Annotated in this window: 23 protein-coding genes and 1 pseudogene; 9 read left to right on the forward strand and 15 right to left on the reverse strand. The window is 68.9% G+C overall.

Going from position 1 to position 22,202, the window contains the following annotated elements:
- From DXK93_RS00005 to DXK93_RS00015, 3 genes and pseudogenes are all read right to left on the reverse strand, one after another.
- Nucleotides 1-550 (reverse strand): annotated as a pseudogene (locus tag DXK93_RS00005) (DNA polymerase Y family protein); the annotation flags it as partial.
- A complete protein-coding gene (gene imuA, locus DXK93_RS00010) occupies nucleotides 480-1,184 on the reverse strand; it encodes a translesion DNA synthesis-associated protein ImuA (RefSeq protein WP_054453813.1) in 705 nt (234 codons plus the stop codon). The pseudogene DXK93_RS00005 and the gene imuA, both read right to left, overlap by 71 nt.
- A gap of 193 nt (nucleotides 1,185-1,377) precedes the next feature.
- Nucleotides 1,378-2,913 carry an amino acid permease gene (locus DXK93_RS00015; RefSeq protein WP_119448973.1) on the reverse strand — a complete coding sequence of 512 codons (1,536 nt, stop codon included), beginning with the start codon at nucleotides 2,911-2,913 and terminating at the stop codon, nucleotides 1,378-1,380.
- Nucleotides 2,914-3,098: 185 nt separating this feature from the next.
- Between DXK93_RS00015 and ypfH the strand changes: the two genes are divergently transcribed.
- Complete coding sequence (gene ypfH, locus DXK93_RS00020) at nucleotides 3,099-3,803, forward strand: esterase (protein WP_119448974.1); 705 nt, start codon at nucleotides 3,099-3,101, stop codon at nucleotides 3,801-3,803.
- On the opposite strand, the gene DXK93_RS00025 is transcribed toward ypfH, so the two are convergent.
- The 7 genes from DXK93_RS00025 to queE form a co-directional block, all read right to left on the reverse strand.
- On the reverse strand, nucleotides 3,804-5,225 hold the full coding sequence (locus DXK93_RS00025) for an efflux transporter outer membrane subunit (RefSeq protein ID WP_119448975.1): 1,422 nt from the start codon (nucleotides 5,223-5,225) through the stop codon (nucleotides 3,804-3,806).
- A gap of 51 nt (nucleotides 5,226-5,276) precedes the next feature.
- Nucleotides 5,277-6,191, reverse strand: a complete 915-nt coding sequence (locus DXK93_RS00030; protein WP_054453821.1) for an HlyD family secretion protein — start codon at nucleotides 6,189-6,191, stop codon at nucleotides 5,277-5,279.
- Between the two features lie 2 nt (nucleotides 6,192-6,193).
- Nucleotides 6,194-6,406: a DUF1656 domain-containing protein gene (locus DXK93_RS00035; protein ID WP_119448976.1), complete on the reverse strand. Its 213-nt coding sequence runs from the start codon at nucleotides 6,404-6,406 to the stop codon at nucleotides 6,194-6,196.
- Complete coding sequence (locus DXK93_RS00040) at nucleotides 6,403-8,454, reverse strand: FUSC family protein (RefSeq protein WP_119448977.1); 2,052 nt, start codon at nucleotides 8,452-8,454, stop codon at nucleotides 6,403-6,405. Before DXK93_RS00040 ends, DXK93_RS00035 begins: the two co-directional genes overlap by 4 nt.
- Nucleotides 8,451-8,927 carry a MarR family winged helix-turn-helix transcriptional regulator gene (locus tag DXK93_RS00045; RefSeq protein WP_119448978.1) on the reverse strand — a complete coding sequence of 159 codons (477 nt, stop codon included), beginning with the start codon at nucleotides 8,925-8,927 and terminating at the stop codon, nucleotides 8,451-8,453. Before DXK93_RS00045 ends, DXK93_RS00040 begins: the two co-directional genes overlap by 4 nt.
- Before the next feature lie 174 nt (nucleotides 8,928-9,101).
- A complete protein-coding gene (queD, locus tag DXK93_RS00050) occupies nucleotides 9,102-9,545 on the reverse strand; it encodes a 6-carboxytetrahydropterin synthase QueD (protein ID WP_119448979.1) in 444 nt (147 codons plus the stop codon).
- 28 nt (nucleotides 9,546-9,573) lie between these two features.
- The gene (gene queE / locus DXK93_RS00055) at nucleotides 9,574-10,206 is read right to left on the reverse strand and encodes a 7-carboxy-7-deazaguanine synthase (protein WP_054453827.1); all 633 of its coding nucleotides are present in this window, start codon (nucleotides 10,204-10,206) and stop codon (nucleotides 9,574-9,576) included.
- Nucleotides 10,207-10,299: 93 nt separating this feature from the next.
- Between queE and arfB the strand changes: the two genes are divergently transcribed.
- Both arfB and DXK93_RS00065 read left to right on the forward strand, forming a co-directional pair.
- Entirely contained in the window at nucleotides 10,300-10,716 is a 417-nt protein-coding gene (arfB, locus tag DXK93_RS00060; RefSeq protein WP_054453829.1) for an alternative ribosome rescue aminoacyl-tRNA hydrolase ArfB, read from the forward strand.
- A gap of 2 nt (nucleotides 10,717-10,718) precedes the next feature.
- The gene (locus tag DXK93_RS00065; RefSeq protein ID WP_119448980.1) at nucleotides 10,719-11,402 is read left to right on the forward strand and encodes a DUF2238 domain-containing protein; all 684 of its coding nucleotides are present in this window, start codon (nucleotides 10,719-10,721) and stop codon (nucleotides 11,400-11,402) included.
- Here the strand turns inward: DXK93_RS00065 and DXK93_RS00070 are convergent.
- Nucleotides 11,374-12,315, reverse strand: coding sequence for a LysR substrate-binding domain-containing protein (locus DXK93_RS00070; RefSeq protein ID WP_054453832.1), 942 nt, complete (start codon nucleotides 12,313-12,315; stop codon nucleotides 11,374-11,376). The genes DXK93_RS00065 and DXK93_RS00070 overlap by 29 nt on opposite strands.
- Before the next feature lie 125 nt (nucleotides 12,316-12,440).
- Between DXK93_RS00070 and DXK93_RS00075 the strand changes: the two genes are divergently transcribed.
- From DXK93_RS00075 to DXK93_RS00090, 4 genes are all read left to right on the forward strand, one after another.
- Nucleotides 12,441-13,427, forward strand: a complete 987-nt coding sequence (locus tag DXK93_RS00075) for a tripartite tricarboxylate transporter substrate binding protein (protein WP_054453834.1) — start codon at nucleotides 12,441-12,443, stop codon at nucleotides 13,425-13,427.
- 27 nt (nucleotides 13,428-13,454) lie between these two features.
- Nucleotides 13,455-14,864, forward strand: a complete 1,410-nt coding sequence (locus tag DXK93_RS00080; RefSeq protein WP_119448981.1) for an amidase family protein — start codon at nucleotides 13,455-13,457, stop codon at nucleotides 14,862-14,864.
- Between the two features lie 154 nt (nucleotides 14,865-15,018).
- Nucleotides 15,019-15,366, forward strand: coding sequence for a helix-turn-helix transcriptional regulator (locus DXK93_RS00085; RefSeq protein ID WP_119448982.1), 348 nt, complete (start codon nucleotides 15,019-15,021; stop codon nucleotides 15,364-15,366).
- A gap of 48 nt (nucleotides 15,367-15,414) precedes the next feature.
- Complete coding sequence (locus tag DXK93_RS00090) at nucleotides 15,415-16,467, forward strand: alkene reductase (RefSeq protein WP_119448983.1); 1,053 nt, start codon at nucleotides 15,415-15,417, stop codon at nucleotides 16,465-16,467.
- Between the two features lie 16 nt (nucleotides 16,468-16,483).
- Here the strand turns inward: DXK93_RS00090 and DXK93_RS00095 are convergent, their stop codons facing one another.
- Nucleotides 16,484-17,287 (reverse strand): CPBP family intramembrane glutamic endopeptidase, encoded by an 804-nt coding sequence (locus tag DXK93_RS00095; RefSeq protein ID WP_175181085.1) that lies wholly within the window; start codon nucleotides 17,285-17,287, stop codon nucleotides 16,484-16,486.
- Between the two features lie 195 nt (nucleotides 17,288-17,482).
- Here DXK93_RS00095 and DXK93_RS00100 point away from each other — a divergent pair, with 195 nt between their 5' ends.
- Complete coding sequence (locus DXK93_RS00100) at nucleotides 17,483-17,857, forward strand: MAPEG family protein (RefSeq protein WP_054453844.1); 375 nt, start codon at nucleotides 17,483-17,485, stop codon at nucleotides 17,855-17,857.
- An 11-nt stretch (nucleotides 17,858-17,868) separates the two neighbouring features.
- Nucleotides 17,869-18,846, forward strand: a complete 978-nt coding sequence (locus DXK93_RS00105) for a glycerophosphodiester phosphodiesterase family protein (RefSeq protein ID WP_119448985.1) — start codon at nucleotides 17,869-17,871, stop codon at nucleotides 18,844-18,846.
- A 6-nt stretch (nucleotides 18,847-18,852) separates the two neighbouring features.
- Here the strand turns inward: DXK93_RS00105 and DXK93_RS00110 are convergent, their stop codons facing one another.
- The 3 genes from DXK93_RS00110 to DXK93_RS00120 form a co-directional block, all read right to left on the reverse strand.
- Nucleotides 18,853-19,287: a carboxypeptidase-like regulatory domain-containing protein gene (locus DXK93_RS00110; protein WP_054453848.1), complete on the reverse strand. Its 435-nt coding sequence runs from the start codon at nucleotides 19,285-19,287 to the stop codon at nucleotides 18,853-18,855.
- A gap of 119 nt (nucleotides 19,288-19,406) precedes the next feature.
- Nucleotides 19,407-20,195 (reverse strand): NRDE family protein, encoded by a 789-nt coding sequence (locus tag DXK93_RS00115; RefSeq protein WP_119448986.1) that lies wholly within the window; start codon nucleotides 20,193-20,195, stop codon nucleotides 19,407-19,409.
- A gap of 3 nt (nucleotides 20,196-20,198) precedes the next feature.
- Nucleotides 20,199-22,178, reverse strand: coding sequence for an FUSC family protein (locus tag DXK93_RS00120; RefSeq protein WP_119448987.1), 1,980 nt, complete (start codon nucleotides 22,176-22,178; stop codon nucleotides 20,199-20,201).
- Nucleotides 22,179-22,202 lie beyond the last annotated feature (24 nt).

The following is a 22,202-nucleotide window of genomic DNA, read 5'->3' on the forward strand; positions in this document are numbered from 1 at the left end:
CGCGGCGGGCCTGCGCCTGCGGCAGCAGGGCTAGCGGCAGGGCGTCCAGCCGCCGGGTCAGCGTGGGCAGCGTGAGGGTACGGCGGGGCGCGCGCCGGCCGGGGCTGCGCGCCAGCAGCCAGGCGCCGGCGGCGGTCGGCGCCATGCCTAGCGACACGCGCAGGTCCAGGGCGCGCAAGGTGGCGGCGACCCGCCGGTGCAGCGCCTTGGGGCCGCGGAAGAGCATCAGGCTGGCGCTCACGTTCAGGAGCAGCGTGTCGCCGTCGGCCAGGGCGATTTCGGGCGTGTATTGCAGCAGCGCCAGCGCCGCGCCCTGCAAGGCTTCGGACTCGGCCTGGGCATCGCGGGGCAGCAGCTCGACCTCGGGAGCGATGGCGGCCGCGCCCGCGCGGCGCATGCCCGGCTTGACGCCGGCGCGGCGGGCGGCGGGCGTCAGGGCGGCGACGCGTTCCTGTTCCAGGACCGCGAACGCCTGCCCCTCAAGCGGCCAGTGCGGGCGCAGTGCGTCCAGCGGCAGGCAGCGCAGGAAGGCGGCGATCCAGAGGCGCATGGCGGGGAGAAACAGGAATGGTGGCGCCGGTGTCCAGGCCCACGTACAGCGGCGTGTCGCAGGCGGGTCCGCGGCGCTTCAGGATATGGACGGACAGGCCGCCCGCGGCCGGCGCCAGCGCCAGCCGCAAGGGCGCGGGCGTGGCGTTCTGCGCCGCGCTGCTGGGGCGCACCGCGATGAACAGCAGGTCGCTGGCCTGGGCGGCCAGGTGCAGGCGGCGCAGGGATTCGGGGCGCACATGAGGCAGCCAGCAGATCAGGGCGCCGCAGCTGCCGTTCTTCAGGATCTGTTCGGCGGCCCAGAGCGCGTCCACGGGTTTTTCCGGCGCCACCCAGAGCAATTGACGGGGATCCAGCCGCCAGCTCATCCAGCTGGCGATGTGGGGCGCGTGCGGCGGCTGCACCAGCGCAATGGCGCGGCGCGTTTCCAGTTGGGCCAGCGCCGGACGCAGCAGGCGGATTTCGCCGATGCCGGGGTGCGGGACCAGCAATTCGTTCAGGGAACCCAGCGGCCAGCCGCCGTCTGGCAGCTCGGCCGAAAGCGCGGCATGCCCGGTGGGCAGGGTGCGGGCGGCGCCTTGAGCCAACTGGGTGGCGCGCCACAACGCGGGATGGATACGTTCTGGGGACTGCATGGCAAATCGGTTGCCGGGAGATAGGAACCCGGTGGAAGTGGCCGATGAGCCATTATAACTGTATATATGTACAGTATTTAAAGGGGGCGGAGCATGCCGCGAACTAAAAGAAAACCCACCCGTACACCTTTCGATGCAGAGGGGTGGGCCGTGTTGGATACGATTTTAGTTGCTTCAGGCAGGCGGATCGCAACTAAGCGCGGGCGTTCTCACTAGTAGCTGCCGAGGCCGCCACACCCGCCGCGCGATCCAGGTCCAACCCATAAAACCGCATATCCTCGTACCGGATCCAGTGCGACTTGCGCACCAGCCGGTGGCCGATCCACAAGGCCAGGAACAGCGGGATCGCCAGGTAGGTGGAGATCACGCCGATCCAGTCGATGCGGTCTTGCAGGAAGGCCTGGTAGTTCTGGCCCAGCGTGACCACCAGGCACAGGACGAAGGCCAGTAGCGGACCGAAGGGGAACAAGCCGGCCTTGTAGGGCAGGTCGGCGGTGTCGTAGCCATGCTTCACATAGCCCTGGCGGAAGCGGTAATGGCTGACGGCGATGCTCAGCCAGACGATGAATTCGGTCATGCCGGCGAAGTTCAGCAGCCAGATGTAGACGGCCTTGGGGCTGTACACCAGGCTGAACAGGCACAGGCAGGCCAGCAGCGCGGTGGCCATCAGCGCATACAGCGGCACGCCGCTGCGCGTCACGCGCCGGAACAGGGCGGGCGCCTGGCCTTCCACCGCCATGTTGAACAGCATCCGCGTCGCCGCGTACATGCCGGAATTGCCGGCCGACAGCACCGAGGTCAGGATCACGGCGTTCATCACGGTGGCCGCCGACAGCAGCCCGGCGTGCTGGAACACCAGCGTGAAGGGGCTGACCGCGATGTCTTCCACTTCGTTGCGCAGCAGTTGCGGGTCGGTATAGGGCAGCAGCAGGCCGATGATCAGGATGGCCAGCACGTAGAACAGCAGGATGCGCCAGAACACATGGTTGATCGCGCGTGGCACGTTGCGGCGGGGATTTTCGGATTCGCCGGCGGCCACGGCCACCAGTTCGGTGCCCTGGAACGAATAGGCCACCACCATCGCCACGCCGACCCAGGTGGCCACATTGCCCACGAAGGGCGCGTCGCCGACCGACCAGTTGGCCAGTCCCACGGGCGTGCCGCTGTGGATGATGCCCACCAGCATCGCCAGCCCGACGCCGATGAAGCACAGCACGGCCACGACCTTGATGATGGCGAACCAGTATTCGGCTTCGCCGAAGCTGCGCGCCGAAAAGGCGTTCAGGCCGAAGGTCAGGGCCAGGAAGGCCACGCTCCATATCCAGCCGGGCGTATCGGGGAACCAGTAGGCCATGACCAGCTGCGCGGCCACCACGTCCACCGCCACCACCGTGGCCCAGCTGATCCAGAAGTTCCAGCCCAGCGCGAAACCGAAGCCGCCGTCCACATAGCGCGAGGCATAGGTGCAGAAGGAACCCGATACCGGCATGAAGGTGGCCAGTTCGCCCAGGCTGGTCATGATGAAGTAGACCATCAGGCCGATGGCCAGGTAGACCAGCAGCGCGCCGCCCGGGCCGGCCTGGGCGATGGCGGCGCCGGAAGCCACGAACAGGCCGGTGCCGATGGCTCCGCCCAACGCTATCATCGTGAGGTGGCGCGCCTTGAGCACGCGATGCAGCTGGTTCTGGCCGGCAGGCGTGGCGCCGGATTCTGTCGTCGGAGTTTGCATTACTGGGGTAGGAAGTTGCCGCAGCGGCGGACCATCAGGCACGGGCGCGCGGGCCTGCCCGCCAGGCAATGCCACGCAAGCCAGCCGGTCCGTGGCGGTGCGGCAAAGGTTGCTTCAAGGCGCGCATTTTACAATGCGGCTATTCCGGGGCCGTTCGGCGGCCCCAGCCAGCACGGAGCAGTTTCATGGCGTCTTCCACTTCTATCGAATTTCTTCCCAACGCCGGCGTCGACGTGCGCCAGCTGTTCATCCTGCTGCACGGCGTGGGCGGCAGCCCCGACGACATGGAGCCGCTGGCAAAAGCCGTGCGCGTGGCGTTCCCGAGCGCGGCGGTGCTGGCGCCCCAGGGGTTCGAGCCCTACGACGGCGGCGGCGACGGCCGGCAGTGGTTCTCGGTACGCGGCGTGACCGAGGAAAACCGCCCGGAACGCGTGGCGCAGGCCTTGCCGCCCCTGGAGACCTATGTGCGCGAGGCGCAGGCCCGTTTCGGCCTGCTGCAGTCGGACACGGCGCTGGCGGGCTTTTCGCAGGGCGCGATCATGGCGCTGGAACTGGTGCAGGCGCACGACGGCATCGCCGGTCGCGTCATTGCGTTCTCGGGCCGCTATGCCCAGATGCCCAAGATCGCGCCGCAGTTCACCACGTTGCACCTGCTGCACGGCGCCGCCGATCCGATCATGAACGTGGAGCTCATCCAGGCCGCCCAGGCGCGCCTGACCGAGCTGCACGGCGACTCGACCATCGACATCGCCACCCAGGTGGGGCACGCGTTGCATCCGGCGCTGATCGAGCGCGCCATCGTGCGCTTGAAGACCTGCGTGCCGCTGCGCAGCTGGGAGGCCGCGCTGGGTCTTAACCAGACGCCGCCCGACGGCACCCCGGTGCATTGATCATTTTTCCCAGCCGCCGCCCAGCGCCAGGAACAGCGCGATCTGGTCGCTGCTGAGGTCGGCCTGCGAGGCGGCCAGCGCGCTTTCATTGCTGGCCAGCGTGCGCTCGGCGTCCAGCACGGTCAGGTAGTCGGTCTTGCCGTACTGGAACAGGCGGCTGGCCTGCGAGGCGGCCTCGGCGCTCTGGTCGCGCGCGGCGCGCAGGGCGGCGTCGCGGTCCAGCTGACGCGCGTAGACCACCAGCGCGCTTTCCGTTTCCCGCAGGGCGTTCAGCACGGTGGCGTCAAAGCGTGCCGCCGCGGCCTTGGTGCTGGCCTGGGCCTCGGCGATGCGGGCCTGCGCGGCGCCAGTGTTGGGGATGGTCCAGGAGATCAGCGGACCGACGCTCCAGCTGAAGGTGCCGCGGTCGCCGAACATGGCGGCCGGACCGCCCGAGGCCGCCGACAAGCCCAGAGAGATCTTCGGATACAGGTCCGCTGTAGCCACGCCGATGCGCGCGGTGGCCGCGGCCAGCGTGCGTTCGGCCTGGCGGATGTCCGGACGGCGGCGCAGCAGTTCGGCGCCGTCGCCCACGGGGATGGTCTCGGTCAGGCGCGGGGCCTGGGCGCATTGCAGCAGCGCGGGCGGGATCTGGCCCGGCGTCTGGCCGGTCAGCGCCGCCAGGCGGTACAGCGCGGTGCGCTGCTGGGCCTGGAATGGCGGCAGGTTGGCCTGCAGCTGTTCAAGCTGGCTGCGGGCGCGGGTCACGTCCAGCGTGGTGCCGCGGCCGGCGCGTTGCAGCCGGTCCACCGCGTCCAGCGATTGCTTCTGCACCTGCACCGAATGCTGGGCGGAGGCCAGCTGCATGCCGGCCGCGCACATATTGGCGTAGGCCCGGGCGGTCTCGGCGGCGACGGTGACGCGGGTGGCGTCATAGGCGGCCTGCGCGGCCTGCTCGTCGCCGCTGGCCGCTTCCACGGCGCGGCGGATCTGGCCGAACAGGTCCAGCTGGTACGACACGCTGGCGCCCATGGAATAGGACCAGCGGTTGGGCGGATCGATGCCGGGCTGCAGTTCCTGCAGGCCGGACACGTGGCCGAAAGTGGGCGAGGCATTGACACCGATGGACGGCTGCTGCTGCGCCTGCGCTTCACGCACGGCGGCCTGGGCCCGTTCCAGGTTGGCGCTGGCCACGCGCAGGTCGGTGTTGGCGGCCAGGGCTTTCTCCACCAGGCCATCCAGCACGGGGTCGTCGTACAGGCGCCACCAGTGGCCAGGCACCGCATCCTGCCGGAACGCCGCCTCGCGCGCCTGCGTGAAGGGCGCCTGCGCGCTCTGCCGCTCGGCCACCGATCCGGGGGGCACCTGGTAGTCCGGGCCCACGGCGGCGCATCCGGCCAGCGCAAGGGCCAGCGTAAGAGGCAGGAGGTATCTGGTGTTCATGGCGGTTACGGCTGTGCGTCGATTAGGGGTAAGGGGTTGAAAAAGTGGTGATCAGGACGGCTGGTGCGCCTCGGTCTGCGAGTGGGCAGGGCCGGAATCCACCGATACGGTGGCGGTCTGGCCGGCCACCAGGCGCACGCCTTCAGGCACGTCGTCGATCTTCACGCGCACCGGGATGCGCTGCGCCAGGCGGACCCAGTTGAACGTGGGATTGACGTTGGGCAGCAGGTTGGCGCCGGTGCTGCGGTCGCGGTCGGCAATGCCCATGGCAATGCTCTCGACGTGGCCGCGGATATGGTGCGAGTCGCCCATCAGCGTCACGGTGACGGGATCACCTTCATGGATGCCGGGCAGCTTGGTTTCCTCGAAGTAGCCTTCGACGTAGAACGAGCCGGAATCCACCAGCGCCATCACGCCGCGGCCCGCGGTGGCGTAGGAGCCGGCGCGCAGGTCCAGGTTGGTGATGCGACCGTCGTTCACCGCCAGCACCCGGCTGCGTTCCAGGTTCAGGCGCGCGGTGTTGAGCTGCACTTCGGCCTGGGCCAGCGCGGCTTCGGTCTGCTGCAGCTTGGTCTGGCTTTGTTCCAGCGCCTCGGCGGCCACCAGTTGGCCCAGCGAGCGGTTGCGCTTGGCGTCTCGCACCGCCTGGTCGCGCGCCACTTGCGCGGAACGCACCGAGGCCTGGGCCTGGTCGTAGGCCAGCTGGAAGCGCGCGCGGTCGATCTCGAACAGCACGTCGCCGGCCTTCACGTCCTGGTTGTCGTGCACCGGCACGCTGGTCACCAGGCCGGAGACATCCGGCGCGACCTGCACCACGTAGGCCTTGACGCGGCCGTCGCGGGTCCAGGGTTCGACTTCATAGTGCACCCAGAGCTGCCAGCCGGCGTAGGCGGCCGCGGCGACGACGACGGCGGTCACCGCGAACTTGCCGATGGCTGCGGGGCGCAGGGCATTGGGGAGTTTCATGCTTATCTCTGGAGTAAATAGGGGGAAATGAGGGATACGCCGTACAGCAGCACCATGAACAGCGCCAGGTCGAACAGCGCGGGGTGCCACACCAGGCGGTACAGCCCGGCGCGGGCCAGCACGCGGCGCACCGCCCAGGCCACGCCCAGGGTCACCACGCCCAGCACCAGCAGCCAGGGAAAATAGACGCCATAAAGATTGAATTCGCCGATCATGATGCTTGGCCCTCCAGGGTGGGATGGGCGGGTTGGTAGTCGGGCGCGTCGGGGAAGAAGGCGCGGCGCAGGCCCACCAGCGCGACGACTGCCCGGTCGCGGGCCGCGGCGCCCGGGGGCGTGGCCGTCACGCTGGCCAACGCGCGATCGATCTGCGCCAGGAATTCGGGCGTTTTCTCGCCGACCTGCCAGGCCGAGCGCGCGTGGAAGAACTTCGCCAGCCCGTCCAGCACCGGCTGGATGGCCGGTTCGGCCATGGGCAGGTGACGCCGGGCGCGCTGCAGTTCGGTGATGTCGCGGCCCACGCGCAGATCCTTCAGCGCGTCGGCGGCGACCAGGTCGTCCGGACGCTGGGCCAGCGCCAGGCGCGGCTGCAGGAGGCCGATGCGGTCCAGCATGCGGGCGGCGTAGGTGTGGCGCGAAGGCGCGCGCGGCGAGCTTGCCAGGGTTTCCAGTTCCTTCCAGTTGGCGGCCTGGATGCGGCGCGCGCTCCAGTCGGCGCTGACGGTGCGGAAGATGGCGGCGATGATGGCCGCGGTGGCCACGCCCATGCATTGCGCGACCTGCGTGTCGATGAAGGACACGATGTCGGCGGTGTTGGTATCCTGCAGCGCCATCGTGCCCAGGAAGCCGAACAGCATCGCCATGGCCTTGCCCGCGGTGGCGGGCCGGGCAATGAAGATGCCCAGCACGAAGGCCGTGGGCAGCATGGCCAGGGCCAGCATCTCGAACGAATGGATGGCGGGCATGATGCCCAGCAGGTACAGCGCCGACAGCGGGATCGAATACACCGTGTAGGTCAGGAACTGCATGATGCCGGGCACTGGATTGTCCTGCGACGCGAAGAAGCAGCTGAAGATGGCGGCCATGAGCGCGGCGGTGGCGCCGTTGCTCCAGGCGGTGCCGATCCAGAAGGCGCAGCAGACCGAAATGGCCACGCCCGCGGCCAGGGCCGACAGCAGCGCCATGCCGCGGTCGCGGTGCAGCGCGGCGTTGGGCGCGGGCTTGGAGCGCGGGGCGCGCAGCGGCGCGCCGGCCAGGCCCGCGCGGATCTCGCGGCGCAGCGCCAGGCATTCGTCATAGGTGTCGACCAGCTCGCGCAGCCGCGTCATCAGGCTGGCCAGCAGCACGTCGCGCCAGTTGGAGCGGCTGTCGATTTCAGGCGTGAGGCGGGTGGCGGCGGCGCGCAGCTGCACCGCGGTCTCGTGGGTGGCCTGCGCGCCGGCGTTGATCCATTCGGAGATGTCGGCGAGCAGGGCCGTGACGGGCTCCGGCAGCGGCTGGCCGCCGGCCTGCAGGGCGCGCATGCGGTCTTCCACGGCGGACACGGTGGGCGTCAGCGCTGCGATCTGGTCCTGCATGGCGCGCACCGCGCCCGAGGTCCAGCGCAGGTTGCTGGTGTCGAACGGCACGTGGGTGGACATCAGGCGCAGCTGCGTGATGTCGTTGGCCAGTACGCGGCGGTCGCGGTCCTTCTGCTCGGTGGCCTGGCCGCTGAGCGTGTCGTGCATCCAGTTGCGGGCGTCGCGCACGGCCTTGTCCAGCATCAGCGTCAGGGCAGGGGCCAGGCCGCGCGGCAGCACGATGCTGTGGATCAGCGTGGCGCAGACGATGCCCAGGCTGATTTCCTCGACGCGGGCGAGCGCGGTGTCGAACACCTGGGCGGGGGCCGTCACGCTGGGAAAGCCGATCATCGCGGCGGTATAGCCCGCCAGCATGAAGAGGTACGAACGCGGGGTGCGGTCCAGCACCGACAGGTACAGGCAGGCGCCCACCCACAGCACCATGGCGGCGGTCATGACCACCGGGGAATTCGACAGCCGCGGCACCAGGTAGACGGTGGCCGCTGAACCGAAGAAGGTGCCGGCCAGGCGGTACAGCGCCTTGGAGCGCACCGCGCCCGACCAGGGTTGGGCCACGACATAGGCCGTGGTCATGGCCCAGAACGGACGCGGCAATCCCATGCTGTAGGCCAGGTAGAGCGCCATGATGGCGCTCAGGTAGCTCTTGAGCGAGAAGATGGCTTCGCGGACGTTGGGCAGTTTCACGCTTGTTCGTCCTGTGGCTGGGTGCCGGCGCCGCCGCGGCCCAGGGTGACTTTCAGGCTGTCGAAGACCCGCAGGCAGGCTTGCAGGTCGGCTTCGCTTACGTCCCGGAACAGGTGGCGGCGCAGGTCGACCAGGACGTCCTCGACCTTGGCGCGCAGCGCCTGGCCGGCGTCGGTCAGGTGCAGGGTCTTGGCGCGGCGGTCGTGCGGGTCTTCGCGGCGTTCCATCAGGCCGGCGGCGACCAGGTGGTCCAGCACGCGCACCAGCGAGGGGCCTTCCACGCCCAGCGCCTCGGCCAGTGCGCCCTGGCGTACGCCGTCTCCCAGGCGGCCGGCCAGGATCACGGGCCAGGCGGTGGCCTGGGACAGGCCGTAGTCGGCCAGGGCCTTGTCGGCGGCGCCGCGATAGGCGCGCGACAGGACCATCAGGGCGGAGGTGGTGGCCATGAGCTGGGAGTCGGTGGGCGTGTTCATGGAATAGATTGTATCCTATCTATTAGCTTACTAATAATTGAAAATGGCGATTATCTCCATGGATTTTCTCAATCGGGAAAATAGGGGGCGGGTTTTCCGTCTATGGAAAACCGGCAGCCAGGGGGGCGTGTCGCGGCAAGGACGGGCGCGGCAGCGGCCGCCGCGCCCCGGCGTTCAGCCGTTGCAGTCCGCCCAGCAGTTGGGGGTTTCGTACAGGCGCACGCGGGTCAGGCGCAGTTCGGCGCCATAGTGGCCGTGATAGTGCGGCGCCAGGGTCTGGAAGACGATGGCGGCCAGGTTTTCGGCCGTGGGGATGCGGTCCAGCACCACGGTCTTGTGGCCGGGCAGGCTGTCCAGGAAGCTGCGCACGGCGGCGTCGCCCTCATACACCAGGAAAGCATGGTCCCAGACGTCCACGATGTGGGTCTTGGCGATGTGCTTGATCTCGGAGAAATCCATCAGCATGCCGTTGTCGGACTCGCCGGGCGCCTGCACCACGTCGCCGGTCAGGGTGATTTCCAGCACATAGCGGTGGCCATGCAGGTTGCGGCACTGGCTGCGGTGGTCGGGAATGCGGTGGCCGGCGTCGAATTCCAGCCTGCGGGTCACGGAAATCATGGCGCGCTCCGCAGGGGGCTAGGGTGAATCATGGAATGCCTATGTATTTGTGGGTCTGCAGGCTGAGCCGCCATTGCGGATGCTGCATACAGTACTGGACGGCCTGTTCGGTATTGGCCGCGCGCGCGGGGCCATCCATGGGTTGCAGGAAGAAGTGCTCGAAGTCCAGGTGCGCGAAGGCTTCGGGCTGCGCATTGGCCTGCGGATAGACCAGCTTGAGCTCGTCGCCGCGTTCCAGCACCACGGGCGCCGTGCCCTTGGGGCTGACGCAGATCCAGTCGATGCCGGCGGGCGGCTTGATGGTGCCGTTGGTTTCGATGGCCACCGTGAAGCCGCGCGCGTGCACCGCGGTCAAGAGCGGCGCGTCCAGCTGCAGCAGCGGTTCGCCGCCAGTGAAGACCACGTAGCGGTCATTGGCGCCCGGGCCCCAGGCCGCGGCGATGGCGTCGGCCAGCAGTTCGGGCGTGGCGAACTTGCCGCCGCCGTCGCCGTCGGTGCCGATGAAGTCGGTGTCGCAGAAGGTGCAGGCGGCGCTGGCGCGGTCGCTTTCGCGGCCGGTCCAGAGGTTGCAGCCGGCAAAGCGGCAGAAGACCGCCGCGCGGCCTGCGTGGGCGCCTTCGCCCTGCAGCGTCTTGAAGATTTCTTTGGCGGAGTAAGTCATGGTGGTGCCGGCGGCCGGATAAGGCCGGACCCCGGATAAATCAGGCAAAAGCGCATTATTTTACTTTGCGCGGCGCATCTATACTTGCGGGCTATGTTTCACGTCCAAGATTCCATCTATCTGGATGAACGCGACCTGGCGTTCACCATGATCCGCGCCCAGGGCGCGGGCGGCCAGAACGTCAACAAGGTGTCCAGCGCCGTGCACCTGCGTTTCGACGTGCGCGCCTCCAGCCTGCCCGAAGAAATCAAGGAAGCGCTCTGCGCGCTGAGCGACCACCGCGTCTCCAAGGACGGGGTCATCGTCATCAAGTCGCAGGCGTTCCGCAGCCAGGAAAAGAACCGCGCCGAAGCCATCGAACGCCTGATCGCCATGGTGCGCGCAGCGGCGCGCACCGACAAACCGCGCCGTCCGACCAAGCCCACCCGCGCCTCGCAGCGCCGCCGTGTGCAGCGCAAGGTGCTGCACGGCGAAGTCAAGCGCCTGCGCGGCCGGGTCCAGGGAGACTGACCATGGCCGATGCGCGCCGGCGCTACCTGTACACGCTGGGCGCGCTGTTCGCCGTGATATGGACGGCGCTGGCGATTGCGCCGCATGACCGCGCCGACTGGGCGCTGGAGAACGCGCTGGTGCTGGCCTTCGGCGCGGCGCTGCTCTTTACGCGGCGCTGGTTCGTGTTTTCGCGCACCTCGTACACGCTGATCTTTCTTTACCTGTGCCTGCATGCCGTCGGCGCGCACTACACCTATTCGCTGGTGCCTTACGACGACTGGTGGCGGGCGCTGACGGGACACAGTTTCAACAGCATGGTCGGCTGGGAACGCAACAATTTCGACCGCGTGGTGCATTTTTCCTACGGCCTGCTGCTGGCGTATCCCATCCGCGAGATCTTCCTGCGCGTGGTCGAGGTGCGCGGCTTCTGGGCGTACTTCCTGCCCATGGACGTCACGCTGTCGACCTCGGCGCTCTACGAACTGCTGGAGTGGGGCGCTGCCGCCACCGTGGGCGGCGACCTGGGCGCGGCCTATCTGGGCACGCAGGGCGATATCTGGGACGCACAGAAGGACATGGCGCTGGCGGCCGGGGGCGCCGTCATCGCGATGGCCATCACCGCCCTGGTCAACCGCCGCGCCCGCCGCGACCTGGCGCGCGACTGGGCCGACAGCCTCAAGCCGCGCCGCCAGCCTGGCGTGTAGCCACGGCACCCGCCTGGGCTAGCCGCTGGATGCGTCGGCGGAACAGGTCCGCCATGGTGGACGCCGCCAGCGACAGGGGCGTTCCCCGCAGCGTCATGATGCCTATGCTGGCGACCGGCATGGGCGCTTCGGTGCGGATCTGGCTGGCTTCGGCGCCGTAAGGCGGGATCTCTAGCATGCCCGCCGGGCAGACGATCAACGCGTCGCTGCGGACCATCAGGTTCCACATCACGCCGAACGTATCGCAGTCGATGACGCGTTCGGGCGGCTGCAGGCCGTTTGCGCGCAGGCCTTGCAGAAAGGCGTCGGTGTGGCTGCCGCCCGAGGTGTTGAGCAGCCATTCGCAGCCCGCGATGTCTTGCCACCGCGTGGCGCCCGCCAGCGGATGTCCGCGGCGGCAGGCGACCATGAATTCCAGCGGCCGCAGTTCCTCGAAATCGAACTCCTGCCCGCCATGGTTGTCCGCCATGCCGGACGCCAACGCGAAATCCAGCGAGCCGTTGCGCAATGCCGGCAGGACGGCGGCCAGCAGGCCTTCCGAAACCTTGAGCTTGGCCGCGGGCATGCTTTGCCTGAAATCGTTCAGCACGTCAGGCAGCACGCTCAGCATCACCATGGGCGTCACGCCCACTGCTACCCGCGCCTGCGCACCGCTGAGCAGCTGGCGGATGTCCTGGCGCGCCAGGGACAACTGGGCCTGGGCAAGCTGCGCCCGCACCGTCAGGTGTTCGCCGCATTCGGTGACCTCGATGCCCTGGGGGCTGCGCGTGAGCAGCGGCGCTTCGAGCTCCGTTTCCAGTTCCTTGATGGCCTTGGTCACCGCCGCCTGGCTCAAGTGCAGGCTGCGCGCCGCGGCGCGGATGCTGCGTAACTCGGCGACCTTCAGCCAGGCCCGGAGATGGTGGTCTTTCATGTGCCTCTCGATAGCGACAACCTGTAGTTGTCACCTTAACAAAGAAATAGCCTTATGCGCAGCGCGGGCGATCTCTAAGCTTCACGACGACAAGACCATGCAGTCCCGTACTTCAGGAGCAAGCCATGCAGATCTTTCCCCGTCGTGTAGGTCAGGCCATTTCATTGTGTTTTGCCTTGCTGGGAGCGGCAGGCGCCGGCGCGGCGCAGGCTGATTGGCCCCAACGGCCAGTCAAGCTCATCGTGCCGTATGTGGCGGGGTCCGGTCCCGACGTGGTGCTACGCCCGATCGCGGACGCCCTGGGGCGCGAACTCGGCCAACCGGTGATCGTCGACAACCGGGGAGGGGCGGGCGGTATTGTCGGCACGCAGGCGCTGGCCGCGGCGGCGCCGGACGGCTACACGATAGGCTTCGGCAACCTGGTCACGCTGGCAATCAACAAGAGCATGTACTCGAAGCTGCCTTACGACCCGCAACGCAGCCTTGCGCCCATCAGCCTGGCCATCAGCAATGCCCTGGTGCTGATCGCCCGCAACGACTTCCCGGCAAGCGATGTGCAGGGCCTGGTCAGCTATGCCAGGCAGCATCCGGGCAAGGTCAGCGTCGGCTCGTTGGGGGTGGGATCGAGCGCCCATCTGGCCGGGGAAATGCTCAAGAGCGAGACGGGCACGACCATGCTGCACGTCCCGTACAAGAGCGGCCAGCAGGCGGTGGGCGACATCGTGGGCGGGCAGCTCGACGTGATGATCGACAACGTCGCGGGCGTGCTGCCCTTCATCCGCTCCGGACAGGTAAAGGTGCTGGGGGCGACCAGCCTCACGCGTGTGCCTGTCCTCTCGGACGTGCCCACCCTCGACGAATCCGGCTTGAAGGGATTTGAGGTGGTGTCCTGGGGCGGCATCGTCGCGCCCGCCGGTACGCCCAAGCCCATCATCGACAAGCTCAATCGCGCCATCGCCAAGGCGCTGCAGGACCCCGCGGTGCTCAAGCTCAACGAAACGCTGTCCGTCGATGCGACGCCGTCCACGCCCGAACAGTTCGCCAGCCTCATCGCCAGCGAGATCCCGCGGTGGGGCGAGATGGTCAAGCGCTCCGGCGCGTCCGCCGACTGACTGCGTTCAACCCCACAGGGAGCCATCATGACGAACGAACTCTGGCGCTGGAGCGCCGTCGATCTGGCCCAGGCCATCCGCCAGCGGGAAGTTTCCAGCCGGGAGGCCGTGCAGAGCTGCCTGCAGCGGGCGGCACAGCTAAATCCGGTCTTCAATCCGCTTACCGAGATCTGCGCCGACCAGGCACTGAAGGCGGCCGATGCCGCCGACGCCGCGGTGCGCGGGGGCGCGCCGCTGGGCCTCCTGCACGGCGTGCCGGTCACCATCAAGGCCAACGCCGATCTGGCAGGGGCGGCCACGACCAATGGCGTCGTCGCGTACCGGGACCTCATTGCCAGCGAGAACAATCCCGCCGTCGACAACTGGCTCAAGGCCGGCGCGGTCGTGATCGGCCGCAGCAACGTTCCGGCATTCTCCTGGCGCTGGTTTTCGGACAACGACCTGCATGGCCGCACCGTCAACCCGTTCGACGCCGCGCGCACGCCGGGCGGCTCCAGCGGCGGCGCGTCCGTCGCCGCCGCCCTGGGCATGGGGCCGCTGGCGCACGGCAGCGACCAGGGTGGATCGATCCGGTATCCGGCCTATGCCTGCGGCGTGGCGGGGCTGCGGCCCTCGCAAGGCCGGGTGCCGGCCTACAACGCCAGCCAGAAATCGGAGCGTCCGGTGGCTTCCCAACTGGCCGCGACCCAGGGCCCCTTGGCGCGGAACATTGCCGACCTGAGACTGGGGCTGGAGGCCATGTCGGCGGGCGATTCCCGCGATCCGTGGTGGGTGCCCGCGCCGCTGGACCTGCGCCGGCCTGGAGATAGCCGGCGGGTGGCGCTGTTCTGCGGCACCTCGGCCCTGAAATCCGATCCCGCTGTGCTGGATGCCTTGCTGCGCGCCGCAAAGTACCTGGAAGACGCGGGCTACATCGTCGAAACAGCAACGCCGCCCAGGTTCGAGGAAGCGGCCGAGCTATGGCGCAGCGTGCTGATGAACGAAGCGTCCGGCTCCATGGGCCGCGAAATCGAGCGTGCAGGCGACGCGGCGATACAGCGCGCCTACCGCAGCATGCTTGCGCACACCTCGCCGCTGGACAAGGACGGCTTTATCCAGGCGCTGGCGCTGCGCACCACGATACTGCGGGAGTGGGGCGCATTCTTCGACCGCTATCCCGTCCTGCTCATGCCGGTGTCGTTCGAGCGTCCATTCCCGATCGACCAGGACCAGCAAGGCGACGCGGCCATGGGCGACATACTGCGCGCGCAGAGCCCGCTGGTCTCGACCGCGATACTGGGCTTGCCTGGCCTGTCGGTCCCTGTCGGCCTGGCGGACTGTGTGCCGATGGGTGTCCATCTGGTGGCGGGGCGGTTCCGCGAAGACCTGTGCCTGGCCGCGGGCGAAGCCATCGAGGCGCGGGCGGGGTGGTCGGTGCTGGATAGGCTCGTGGCCTGAGCGGCGCGGAAGGAAGGGGAAGGGCGGCTATGGAGGCATCCGTGGCGGATGGCCGGGCGCGGATGCCGGGGCCATAAAGCCCTGTCCGCCGCAGGGGCATGACTATATATCGAATACTTCCGATATAAGATTCGATAAATTGCGATACTTCAATATGACGGTCTCCACTTCCAGCTCCGACCCAGCCGCCTCGTTACCGGCCATTGACGCCGACGCCATCCTCAAGGCGTTGGCCAATCCGGTGCGGCGCGACATCCTTGCCTGGCTGAAGACGCCGCACGCGTACTTCGAGGAACGCCCGGGCCATATTTTCGAGCATGGCGTATGCGCGGGCCACATCGACGAACGCTGCGGACTGTCCCAGTCCACCGTGTCCTCGCACCTGGCCGTTCTGCAGCGCGCGGGCCTGATCTCGGCGACCAAGGTGGGGCAGTGGATTTTCTACCGTCGCAACGAAGCCGCCATTGCCGCGTTCCTGCGGCAATTGAACCAGGATATGTAGCCCCGCTACGCCGCCAGCGGCCCCTGATCCGGGGCCAAGGATTTACGCATGAGCCAATTTTTCGAACCCCTGCGCGCAGGCGATCTGACGCTGCGCAACCGTATCGTCATGGCGCCTTTGACGCGCATGCACGCCAGTCCGGGCCGCGTGCCCAACGACCTGATGGTCGAGTACTACACCCAGCGCGCCGGCGCCGGCATGATCCTGACCGAAGCCACGGCCGTCACCCCGCAAGGCGTGGGCTATGCCGATACGCCGGGCCTGTGGACCCCCGAACAGGTCCAGGGCTGGCGCAAGGTCACGTCCGCGGTGCACCGGGCCGGCGGCCTGATCGTGGCGCAGCTCTGGCACGTGGGCCGGATCTCCGACCCCATGTTCCTGGATGGCGAACTGCCGGTGGCGCCCAGCGCCATTGCCGCCCGCGGCCACGTCAGCCACGTGCGTCCGGAGCGCGCCTACGTCACGCCGCGCGCGCTGGAAACGGCCGAGATCCCGGGCGTGGTCGAGGCCTACCGCCACGGCGCGAAGATGGCCATGGAGGCCGGTTTCGACGGCGTGGAAGTGCATGCCGCCAACGGCTATCTGCTGGACCAGTTCCTGCAGGACAGCACCAACCATCGCACTGACGCCTATGGCGGCTCGCTGGAAAACCGCGCGCGGCTGCTGCTGGAAGCGGTGGACGCCTGTATATCGGTGTGGGGCGCGGGCCGCGTGGGCGTGCATCTGTCGCCGCGCGGGGAAATCCACACCATGGGCGATTCCAACCCGGCCGCCACCTTCGGCTATGTGGCGCGTGAACTGGGCAAGCGCGGCATCGCCTTCCTGTGCGTGCGCGAATACGAAGCCGCCGACAGCCTGGGCCCGATGCTCAAGGCCGAATTCGGCGGCACGTACATCGCCAACGAAGGATTCGGCCGCGAGTCCGCCGAGGCCGCCATTGCCGCGGGCCGCGCCGATGCCGTGGCTTTTGGCGTGCAGTACATCGCCAATCCGGACCTGGCGCGCCGCTTCGAACTCAAGGCGCCGCTGAACCGGCCCAACCCGGCCACGTTCTATGCGCCGGGCCCGGGCGGCTACACCGACTATCCGGCCCTGGCCTGACCGGCGGGTCCGGCATTCAGAACACGGCGCGCATCGGATAGGTGAACAAGCCGAAGTGCGCCGCGTTCAGGCCCAGGTGCGCCAGCACCGCAGCGGCCAGGCCGCCGTATTTGTAGGCCAGGCCGTAGGCCGCGCCCGCCAGGCTGGCCAGCAGCATCCATTGCCAGCCGCCTGCGTAATGCGCCAGGCCGAACAGCACGGCCGCGATGATCAACGCCGCCCACGACCCCCAGGCGCGGCCGCGCCACAAGTCCGTCAGCCGCTGTTGCAGATAACCGCGGAACAGCGCCTCCTCGGCCAAGGTCACCAGCAAGGCGTTGTTGATCAGCCAGATCCAGCCCGATTGCGGCCACTTGGGCGCCCAGCCGACCACGCCCAGCGCTAGCGCGCAGCCCAGGCAGATGGCGACGGCGCCCGCGCAAGCCAGGAACGCGGACGACAGCGTGGCGCGCGGAGTCAGTCCCGCCATCGGCGGCGTCAGCGCCAGCACGACCCAGAACGCCACCAGCGGCTTGTCCAGGTTCAGGTACATGCCGAAAGGCACGGCGTCCGGACTCAGTGGCGCTGGCGCGATGACCTGCGGGTTGTGAAAGCCCGGCAGCAGGTGCAGGAACAGCAGCGCGGCCAGCGCGATGAAGAGCGCATGGCCGGCGGTGCGCGCCAGCGCGCCCGATGCGGGCCGGACCAGCACGGCGGCCAGGATCAGCAACGCAGGCCAGGCCAGCGCCACGGCGTCTATCGTGCCATCGCTCCAGGCCCAGGCGTAGGCGGCGGCGAGCGGCGCCAGCGCCCAGCGGCGGGTGGCGGGTGGCCACAACATGGCGGCGGCGATGAACAGTGCGGACCAGGGGCTTAGCGCAGGCACGGGCGTGGACGGGCGTTAAAAGGGCTGAGTGTAAACGCGCGGCTCTTTGCGGGCCGCACGGCATGCGCGCCGGACCGCTGAGCGCGTGTGCTGACGCCGCGCCGCGAACCCAGGTATCCTGGCGCCTGCCGGATACCTGGGAGCCAGACTATGAAGATGATCGCGTGGTTGATGTTGGCGGCGGCAGTGCTGCCTTTCGTGTCGGCCATCGTCGCCAAGGCGGGCGGAAAGAAGTTCGACAACAATGATCCGCGCGCCTGGCTGGCACGCCAGGAAGGTTGGCGCGCGCGTGCCAATGCGGCGCAGACCAATACCTTTGAATCGCTGCCGTTCTTCTACGCGGCGGTGCTGTTCGCGCTGTATACCCAGGCGCCGCCCGCGCACGTGGCCACGCTGATGGCCTGCTGGCTGGGCGTGCGGCTGGGCTATCTGGCCATGTACCTGGCGGGCTGGGGCGCGCTGCGTTCGCTGGTGTGGGCCATCAGCGTGGGCTTCATCATTGCGATCCTGTTCGCGGGTGTCTGACGGACGGCGCCATGCGCAAGCGGCGTGTCGCGGCAATGGCGGCCATCGCGCTGCTAGGCTTCATCTACATCAACAACGCTGACTGGGCGGCGCCCGATCCCGGTGCGCGGGTGACGCTGCTCGCGCATCGCGGCATCGCGCAACGCTACGACGCGGCGGGCCTGGAGCGGGACACCTGCACCGCGACCCGCATCGTCGAACCCACCCACGGCTATCTGGAAAACACCATCGCGTCCATGCGCGCGAGCTTCGAGGCCGGCGCGGACATCGTCGAGATCGACGTCCATCCCACCACCGATGGCCAGTTCGCCGTGTTCCACGACTGGACGGTCGATTGCCGCACCGAGGGCCGCGGCGCGACGCGCGAACACACGATGGCCGAACTCAAGGCGCTGGACATCGGCTACGGCTATACCGCCGATGGCGGCAAGACCTTTCCGTTCCGCGGGCGCGGCGTGGGCCTGATGCCGACGCTGTCCGAAGTGCTGGAGGCGTTTCCGCGCCAGCGCTTTCTCATCAACGTCAAGAGCCGCGATGCGGAGGAGGGCGCGGCGTTGGCGGCGGTGCTCAACGGCATGCCGCCGGCCAGGCGGGCAGACTTCATGGTGTATGGGGGCGAGGAGCCGGTAGGCCGGTTGCGCCAGTTGGCGCCGGGCGTGCGCACGCTGACGCGCTCGGACCTGAAGTCCTGCCTGTTGCGCTATGCGGCCGCGGGCTGGACCGGCCACGTTCCGCAGGTCTGCCGCGGCATGGCGCTGACGGTGCCGGTGAACGTCGCGCCCTGGTTGTGGGGCTGGCCCGGCCGCTTCCTGGACCGCATGGAGACGGCGGGCAGCAGCGTGTTCCTGCTCGGTCCTTACGCCGGCGAGGGCCATTCCACGGGTATCGACACCCCGGAGGACATACGCCGCGTGCCGGCGGGATACGCGGGCGGGATCTGGACCAACGAAATCGAAGCCGTGGCGCGCGCGTTCAAGGGCGGGCCATGAAACCCGCTACTTCCATTCGAACACGGCGCGCGCGGTGCCAGAGTTCTGCACCGAGACTTCGCGCTGTTGGGCCTGGCCGTTGTAGGTCGCTGAAATCCTGTAGTTGCCGGCCGGCAGCTTGACCAGCATGTACGGGCCTTCGGCAGTGGTTTGCAGCACGGACTTGCCCTGCGCATCGCTGATGGTGACGGCGACATTGGCGACGTAGTCTGCCTGGCCGCCGCGTTGCGCCGCGAACGTCAGCGCCAGCGGATAGTCCTTGGCTGCGGCCTTCATGGCCTCGGATTCGTCCAGGCCGATGCCGCCGCTGACGTATTGCACCGAACCCTGCTGCTGCACTGCCGGCATGCCTGCCTGGGCGGTGGACAGGACGCCGGCAAAGGCCATGCTGCCCAGCGCCATCGCGGCGGCCATGGTGCAGCGTTCTAAACGCTTGTTCATGAGACTCTCCTGGATAGGACGATCTGCGCGGTGTCGTGCGCGCATGAACATTTCGACCCGCATGCCGGCGCGGAGTTCGCACCCGCGGGTCTCCGATATCAACCGATTGTTTCCGCAGCCTAGGTAAGCGTACCGCGTGCCGCGCTCCAGGAAAATGTCAGCCGGCTTTCGCCGCTGACCGAGCCGTCCGGGGCGAAGCGCCTTTCATCCAGCTGTCCGGCGCCATCGTCGCGCAGCGCCAGTACGCTGGAACTGCGCGTGCCATAGTTCGGACTGACGATGAACGGGCTGCTCAATAGCCTTTCGCGATCCAGCGGCAGGCCGGTGGCGGGCAGGTCGGCGTCGTCGGCGGGCTGGCGGTCGGCCAGGGCGGCCATCAGCGCGGGCAGGTCGGGCTGCGGCCCGCTGCGCAGCACGGCCTCGAAAGCCGCCTTGGTGCGCGCCAGCTTGGGCCAGGGCGTGTCCAGCAGATGGTTGGACAGGGCATAGACGCCCGGAGCCAGGCGCCGCGGGCCGCCGTCGCGGTTGCTGAGATACCAGGCTTCGCGCGCATCGCCCACGATCAGGTTGAAGCCGTTGTAGGCCTGGCCGGCGGCATGCACTTGCGCCAGGTAGTCGGCCGGGGAGACCGTGCCGCGCAGATAGTCTTCGACCAGCGCGCCGCGCGAAGGCGCGTTCTCGATCATCCTGCCCGGCTCGCGAAAGTTGGTCACTAGCGCATGGCGTCCGCCGGTCGTCGCGCCCATCCAGCTGCCGCCGGCCAGGCCGTCGCGGCCGGCGTAGACCTCGGGGGCGTCAGGCCATTGCGCGGCGGGCAAGGTGGGGCGTTGATGGAATTCGTCGCGGTTGGCGGCGATCAGGACGGGGATGCCCGGCAGGGCATGCAGGGCCAGTACGGCAAGACACATGGTTCAGACCTGGTTGGCGGGTTTGTCGGGGATGGCTTTGCCTGGCGCGGCCGCGAAATCCGGGCCGGCCAGCGCGGCGCGTAAGGCTTCGATCTGGGCGGCCACGTCGCGCAGCGCGGGGGCGGTCGAGGCGATGGCGGCGGCCGGCATGGCCGCGCCTTGCGCAACGGCGGCGCTCATTTGGTGCAGGCTGGCCGCCAGTTGCGCCAGCTCCGCGGCGCTAGGCGCGGCCTGGTCGGCGGGCAGCGACCAGGCCGTGTCGGAAATGGCGTTGGCCACGCGTTCCAGCGCGACCTCCACCGGCCACCAGGCCAGTGCGCGGCGGCTGACCAGGCGCGGCTCGGACAGCCCGCGCTGCAAGGCGATGCGCAGATCGGACAGGCGTGCGTAGGCGCTGGCGCGCAGGTCGTGGCGGCTGGTGGGATCGGCCTGGAACACCGTGTTCAGGTAGGCGGCCAGCGTGTCCATGGCGGCGGCGACCGCGTTGTCCAGGTTGCCGCGTTCTATCCGTATCCATGGCAGGTAGCCCACCAGCAGCACGATGCCGGCGGCCACGGCCACATCGATCAGGCGCGCCAGCGCGATGGGCCAGCTGCCTGGTTGCAGCGCGCCGATCAGCAGCATCAGGATGGGCAGCAGGATGGCGGAAAACAAGCCGTAGTTGCGCCGCACCGACCAAGGCAGCAGGGACGCCAGCCCCGCCACCGTGAGCAGGCTGACGATGCCGTTGCGGTCCAGCGCCAGCACGGTCGCGCTGATCGCCACGCCCACCACGCTGCCCGCGCAGCTTTGCAGCGCCCGCGCGAACACCGAGCCGAAGTTGGGCTTGAACACCACCACCACGATCAGCGGCACCCAGTAGGAACGCGGCAGCGAGGCCGCCAGCGCCACGGCCTCGGCGGCGATCAGGCACAGGCCCAGCCGCACCAGGTAGCGCAAGGTGGTCGGCCCCGGCCGGTAAGTGCGCGCCAGCACGCGCCAGGGCGTGCGCGGCCGCGCCGGCGGCAGGCCGGCAAAGGCGTCGGCTTCGGACAGCGCGCCGCCGTCCAGCAGGGGCTGCACTTGGGCCAGCGCGTCGGCCAAGGGGGCCATGTCCACGTGGCGCAAGGCCGCGATGTCCTCGCGCGGGTCCGGCGTTGCGTCGTTTTCCACGCGGTCTGCGAGCCGGTTCATGACCCGCGCGCAGTCGCGCGGCAGCACGCGTCCGGCGCGGGCCAGCTCCAGGGCGGTGTTGGTGAGAGGCGTACAGGCTTGCAGCTGGGCCGCCAGCCGGGCCAGTCGCGGGGAGGGGCCGGCCGCGCTGCGGCGCGCGGCCAGCACGGTGTCGTAGGCGGTCGTCATGGCCGCTTCCATGTCGCGCCGCGCGCTCATGGTGTGCGAGGTGCCGATGGCGGCGAACATGGCCGCCAGCTTGCGGTAGGCCATGGCGACGGCGGCGCGCTCGGGCGCCGTCGGATGGACCACCCAGCCCGTCAGGGTCAGCGCCAGGCCGAACAGGCCGCCGGCTCCCACCAGCACCGAAGGCAGCCAGGGCGGCAGGGTGGACGTCAGGCTGGCGCCGACGATGACATAGGCGGCGAATTGCAGCGTGGAGACGGCGGCGATGTTGTTGAAGGTGCCGACCAGGCTGGCCGCCAGCACCAGCAGCGTCATGGCGGCGGACGTCCACAGTCCGTGCCCTGCAATCAGGGTGCCGAGGAAATATCCCAGCGCGCCGCCGAACACGGTGGCGCCAATGGACAGGGCGCGGTTGCGGTATGGGCCGCCGTTGTCGCCGGTGATGGCGGGCAGCGCGCCTAGCGCAACCAGGGCCGCCGCCGCGCTTTGGTCCAGCGCGAGTCCGACCGCCGAAGGCAGGCCGATGGCCAGCGCGGCGCGCAGCGCCACCCAGCGGCTGACGGGCGAAGGCTCCATGTGCGCCAGGCTCATCAGCCAACGCATGTTGGCGTTGCGCGCGGCATGTTTCAGCGAGGAACGGAACACGGCGGCCTCGTGGCGCGGCCTGGG

The sequence above is a fragment of the Achromobacter sp. K91 genome (assembly GCF_003576205.1).
Classification (GTDB): Bacteria; Pseudomonadota; Gammaproteobacteria; order Burkholderiales; family Burkholderiaceae_B; genus Achromobacter; species Achromobacter aegrifaciens.